Here is a 4,702-nt window from a genome sequence, read left to right as displayed (position 1 = left end):
TGGCAGCACGACTGATTCTGGTTCAGTTAGTCTTGGTTCGAGTCCAGGTAGGCCAGCTCGCAGAGCTTATCTGCAAAGCCCCCGTTGTGTAGCGGCCTAGCACGCTGCCCTCTCAAGGCAGTAGCGCCGGTTCGAATCCGGTCGGGGGTACAGATCCTTCCCGCGGTACCACCAGGGTCGCTCCCGGTGGCGCCGATGCAGGATCGCTAGGGCCCCCGTTGTGTAGCGGCCTAGCACGCCGCCCTCTCAAGGCGGTAGCGCCGGTTCGAATCCGGTCGGGGGTACAAGACGGAGAAGCCCTCCCCACACTGGGGAGGGCTTCTCCGCGTGCGTTCCGTCCCTCTCGCGGTCATCCGGGTCTCCGAGCCGCCGGGACCTTGCCTCGGAGCAGGTGGAACCACGACCAGGGCAGGACGGGCCCCGTAGAACAGAACAGAGACACCACACCGGCCCGACCGCTGCGGCGTTGAAGCGGGGGACCGGTGCAGGTGGACGTACGCGGCTCAGCCGGCCCGGCGCAGTGCCTCCGTGAGGCGGCCGGCCGCGTCGATGACCGCCTGCGCGTGCATGCGGCCCGGGTGGCGCGTCAGGCGCTCGATCGGGCCGGAGACGGACACGGCGGCCACCACGCGGTTGGAGGGCCCCCGCACGGGCGCGGAGACGGACGCCACGCCCGGTTCCCGCTCGCCGATCGACTGGGCCCAGCCCCGGCGGCGCACGCCTGACAGCGCCGTCGCCGTGAAACGGGCGCCCTGCAGGCCCCTGTGCAGCCGCTCGGGCTCCTCCCAGGCCATGAGGATCTGCGCCGACGAGCCCGCCTTCATGGTGAGCGTGGAGCCCACGGGGACCGTGTCCCGCAGGCCGGAGAGGCGCTCGGCTGCCGCCACGCAGATGCGCATGTCGCCCTGGCGCCGGTAGAGCTGCGCGCTCTCGCCGGTCACGTCGCGCAGGTGCGTGAGCACCGGGCCGGCCGTCGCCAGCAGGCGGTCCTCGCCCGCCGCGGCGGCAAGCTCCGCCAGCCGGGGGCCCAGGATGAACCGGCCCTGCATGTCCCGCGCCACCATCCGGTGGTGCTCCAGCGCCACGGCCAGCCGGTGGGCCGTGGGCCGGGCGAGTCCGGTCGCCGCTACGAGCCCGGCGAGGGTGGCCGGACCGGACTCCAGGGCGCTCAGAACCAATGCTGCCTTGTCGAGAACGCCTACGCCGCTACTGTTGTCCATGCAACGATACTCGCGTCTCACTCTGTGAAACGCAAGTTCAATTTTCCCGGGAACTTGCCAACCTGGAGGGGCGGCCCCGGGATCAACGGGTCCGCTGCCGGCGTCCAGCACGTGGGATCACGTGGCTTCACCTATGAGACCAGGGCGTGGGCGCACGTGTCTCTAGATCGCCGGCACACCACGCCGGCCGGAGGGAAAGCGATGGGTAGGACACTCGCGGAGAAGGTCTGGGACGACCACGTCGTCCGGCGCGCCGAGGGCGAGCCCGACCTCCTCTACATCGATCTGCACCTGCTGCACGAGGTCACCAGCCCCCAGGCCTTCGACGGCCTCCGCAAGAGCGGGCGGCAGGTCCGCAGGCTCGACCTGACCATCGCCACCGAGGACCACAACACCCCCACCCTCGACATCGACAAGCCGATCGCCGACCCCGTCTCCCGCGCCCAGCTGGAGACCCTGCGCAAGAACTGCGCCGAGTTCGGCGTCCGCCTGCACCCGCTCGGCGACGTCGAGCAGGGCGTCGTCCACGTCGTGGGCCCCCAGCTCGGCCTGACCCAGCCCGGTACGACGGTGGTCTGCGGCGACTCCCACACGTCGACCCACGGCGCCTTCGGCGCGCTCGCCTTCGGCATCGGCACCTCCCAGGTCGAGCACGTACTGGCCACCCAGACGCTGCCCATGTCCCGCCCCAAGACCATGGCGATCACGGTCGACGGCGAGCTGCCCGAGGGCGTCACCGCCAAGGACCTGATCCTGGCGATCATCGCCAGGATCGGCACCGGCGGCGGCCAGGGCTACGTCCTGGAGTACCGCGGCTCCGCCATCGAGAAGCTCTCGATGGAGGCCCGCATGACCATCTGCAACATGTCCATCGAGGCCGGCGCCCGCGCGGGCATGATCGCCCCCGACGAGACCACCTTCGCCTACCTCAAGGGTCGCGCCCACGCCCCCGAGGGCGAGGACTGGGACGCCGCCGTGGCGTACTGGAAGACCCTGCGGACCGACGAGGACGCCGTCTTCGACGCCGAGGTGGTCATCGACGCCGCCGAGCTGTCCCCGTTCGTGACCTGGGGCACCAACCCCGGCCAGGGCGCGCCGCTTTCGGCTAAGGTTCCCGACCCCGCCTCGTACGAGGACGCCTCGGAGCGCATGGCCGCCGAGAAGGCCCTGGAGTACATGGGCCTCACCGCCGGGCAGCCGCTGCGCGACATCAAGGTCGACACCGTCTTCGTCGGCTCCTGCACCAACGGCCGCATCGAGGACCTGAGGGCCGCCGCCGACATCCTGCGGGACCGGAAGATCGCCGACGGCCTGCGGATGCTGGTCGTCCCCGGTTCCGCCCGCGTCGGCCTGCAGGCCGTGGACGAGGGCCTGGACAAGGTCTTCAAGGAGGCCGGGGCCGAATGGCGGCACGCCGGCTGCTCCATGTGCCTGGGCATGAACCCCGACCAACTCGCGCCCGGTGAGCGCTCCGCGTCCACCTCCAACCGCAACTTCGAGGGCCGCCAGGGCAAGGGCGGTCGCACCCACCTCGTCTCGCCGCAGGTCGCCGCCGCCACCGCGGTCCTGGGCCACCTGGCCTCCCCTGCCGACCTGTCCGACGCCGACGCCACCACTCCCGCGGGGGTCTGAGGAACCATGGAAGCCTTCACCACGCACACCGGCCGCGCCGTCCCGCTGCGCCGCAGCAACGTCGACACCGACCAGATCATCCCCGCCCACTGGCTCAAGAAGGTCACTCGGGACGGCTTCGAGGACGGTCTGTTCGAGGCCTGGCGCAAAGACCCCGAGTTCGTCCTCAACCGGCCCGAACGGCAGGGCGCCACGGTCCTGGTCGCCGGCCCCGACTTCGGCACCGGCTCCTCCCGCGAGCACGCCGTCTGGGCCCTGCAGAACTACGGCTTCAAAGCCGTCGTGTCCTCCCGCTTCGCCGACATCTTCCGGGGCAACTCGCTGAAGAACGGCCTGCTCACGGTGGTCCTCGACCAGAAGACCGTGGACGCCCTGTGGGAGCTGGTCGAAGCCGACCCCACCACCGAGATCACCGTCGACCTGGAGAACCGCCAGGTCCGCGCCGAGGGCATCACCGCCGACTTCGAACTCGACGAGAACGCCCGCTGGCGACTGCTGAACGGCCTGGACGACATCAGCATCACCCTGCAGAACGAGGCGGACATCGCCGCGTACGAGGCCGAGCGCGCCTCCTACAAGCCGCGCACCCTCCCCGTCTGACCCGCTCCGCCCCCTCGGGCTCCGGGCACCCGGATCAGAGCTCGCACCGCGGGCCGGAGCACGGTGCCCGGTCCGCGAACGAACCCCCGACGCCCCCGGCCGACCTTCCGGCCGGGGGCGTCGCCGTGTCCGCTCCCGTCCGGAGGCGGCACCAGGGGAGTGCTGCGGCACGGCCGCCGCAGTGGCGAGAAACCGCCCCTCAGTGCGGGCGATCGGTTGTGCGGAACGACCCCGCGCGGCCATCCGGCTGACGGCGCCGGGCGCCTGGCGCCGTGCCCGTCGCCACCGAACACCACCATCCCCCGAAGGGGGCAATCCGGTTTGCGCCGCAGGTAGTTGGGCATGCGAGCCCTACCGGAACGGGCGCCTCCCGCCAGGGACGCCATCAGCGCCGGCAGAGGCCAGTTACCCCCTACGGAGGCGACAACTCGCCCCAGATGGCACAATCGGCGCATGGAACGCGACAGCCAACTCGAACTCTACGAGGCCGTCGCGGCCCGGCTGAAAGAAGCGCACGCCCGAGTGCGCGCACTGCAAGTCCCGGAGGGCGTAAGGATGGCGCTGTCCCGGAAGCTGCTGGTCGTCACGGCAGCGGCGAAGCACGATCTCGCGGACGCGGCAGAGCGTCTCGACCGGTTGTTGAAGGACCTCGACGAGGGCCGATTCCCTGAAGGGGACTGACATCCGAAGTGCTCCGCAGCGTACTGCGTTGCGGCACAAGGGTGATTAGCCCGTTTCGTGTTTGATTTGCGGTATATATCTGCCTAACGTGCGAAAACGCTTGAACAGTTTCGTTCCGGCAATGTCTCCGAAGGGGAAGACGTGAACAAGGCGCAGCTCGTAGAAGCGATTGCCGACAAGATGGGCGGCCGCCAGCAGGCCGCCGACGCCGTGGACGCGGTGCTGGACGCCATCGTCCGCGCGGTCGTCTCGGGCGACCGGGTCTCGGTCACCGGCTTCGGCTCGTTCGAGAAGGTCGAGCGTCCGGCCCGCTACGCCCGCAACCCGCAGACCGGCGAGCGCGTCAGGGTCAAGAAGACCTCCGTTCCGCGCTTCCGCGCAGGCCAGGGCTTCAAGGACCTGGTCAGCGGCAGCAAGAAGCTGCCCAAGGCGGGCGAGGTGTCCGTCAAGAAGGCGCCCAAGGGCAGCCTCACCGGCGCCACGGGGACCGCCGCGAAGAAGGCCGCGGCGAAGAAGGCCGTGACGAAGAAGGCCGCCGCGAAGAAGGCGACGCCCGCCAAGAAGACCAC

General features: G+C 70.4%; 5 protein-coding genes and 2 tRNA genes. 6 read left to right on the top strand and 1 reads right to left on the bottom strand.

What is annotated here, in order from left to right; all coding sequences use genetic code 11:
• The first annotated feature begins 77 nt into the window (after positions 1-77).
• Together BJP40_RS16120 and BJP40_RS16115 are read left to right on the top strand one after the other, a co-directional pair.
• Positions 78-150 (top strand) — tRNA-Glu (locus tag BJP40_RS16120).
• Between the two features lie 61 nt (positions 151-211).
• A tRNA-Glu gene (locus BJP40_RS16115) sits at positions 212-284 on the top strand.
• Positions 285-503: 219 nt separating this feature from the next.
• Here the strand turns inward: BJP40_RS16115 and ndgR are convergent.
• Positions 504-1,220, bottom strand: coding sequence for an IclR family transcriptional regulator NdgR (ndgR, locus tag BJP40_RS16110; protein ID WP_071269269.1), 717 nt, complete (start codon positions 1,218-1,220; stop codon positions 504-506).
• Positions 1,221-1,421: 201 nt separating this feature from the next.
• Between ndgR and leuC the strand changes: the two genes are divergently transcribed.
• The 4 genes from leuC to BJP40_RS16090 all read left to right on the top strand — a co-directional run.
• On the top strand, positions 1,422-2,852 hold the full coding sequence (leuC, locus tag BJP40_RS16105; RefSeq protein WP_071280963.1) for a 3-isopropylmalate dehydratase large subunit: 1,431 nt from the start codon (positions 1,422-1,424) through the stop codon (positions 2,850-2,852).
• A 6-nt stretch (positions 2,853-2,858) separates the two neighbouring features.
• Positions 2,859-3,452, top strand: a complete 594-nt coding sequence (gene leuD, locus BJP40_RS16100; RefSeq protein WP_071280962.1) for a 3-isopropylmalate dehydratase small subunit — start codon at positions 2,859-2,861, stop codon at positions 3,450-3,452.
• A gap of 453 nt (positions 3,453-3,905) precedes the next feature.
• Positions 3,906-4,133: a hypothetical protein gene (locus tag BJP40_RS16095; protein WP_071269266.1), complete on the top strand. Its 228-nt coding sequence runs from the start codon at positions 3,906-3,908 to the stop codon at positions 4,131-4,133.
• 141 nt (positions 4,134-4,274) lie between these two features.
• Positions 4,275-4,702 (top strand): HU family DNA-binding protein (locus tag BJP40_RS16090; RefSeq protein WP_079171227.1); only part of this gene is annotated, 428 nt, incomplete at its 3' end.

Source organism: Streptomyces sp. CC53, assembly GCF_001865245.1.
Classification (GTDB): Bacteria; Actinomycetota; Actinomycetes; order Streptomycetales; family Streptomycetaceae; genus Streptomyces.
This window is presented reverse-complemented; position numbering and strand designations above follow the sequence as displayed.

Coding starts and splice junctions, on each gene's coding strand:
- BJP40_RS16095 (WP_071269266.1), top strand. CDS start 3,906: ATGGAACGCGACAGCCAACTCGAACTCTACGAGGCCGTCGCGGCCCGG.
- ndgR (WP_071269269.1), bottom strand. CDS start 1,220: ATGGACAACAGTAGCGGCGTAGGCGTTCTCGACAAGGCAGCATTGGTT.
- leuD (WP_071280962.1), top strand. CDS start 2,859: ATGGAAGCCTTCACCACGCACACCGGCCGCGCCGTCCCGCTGCGCCGC.
- leuC (WP_071280963.1), top strand. CDS start 1,422: ATGGGTAGGACACTCGCGGAGAAGGTCTGGGACGACCACGTCGTCCGG.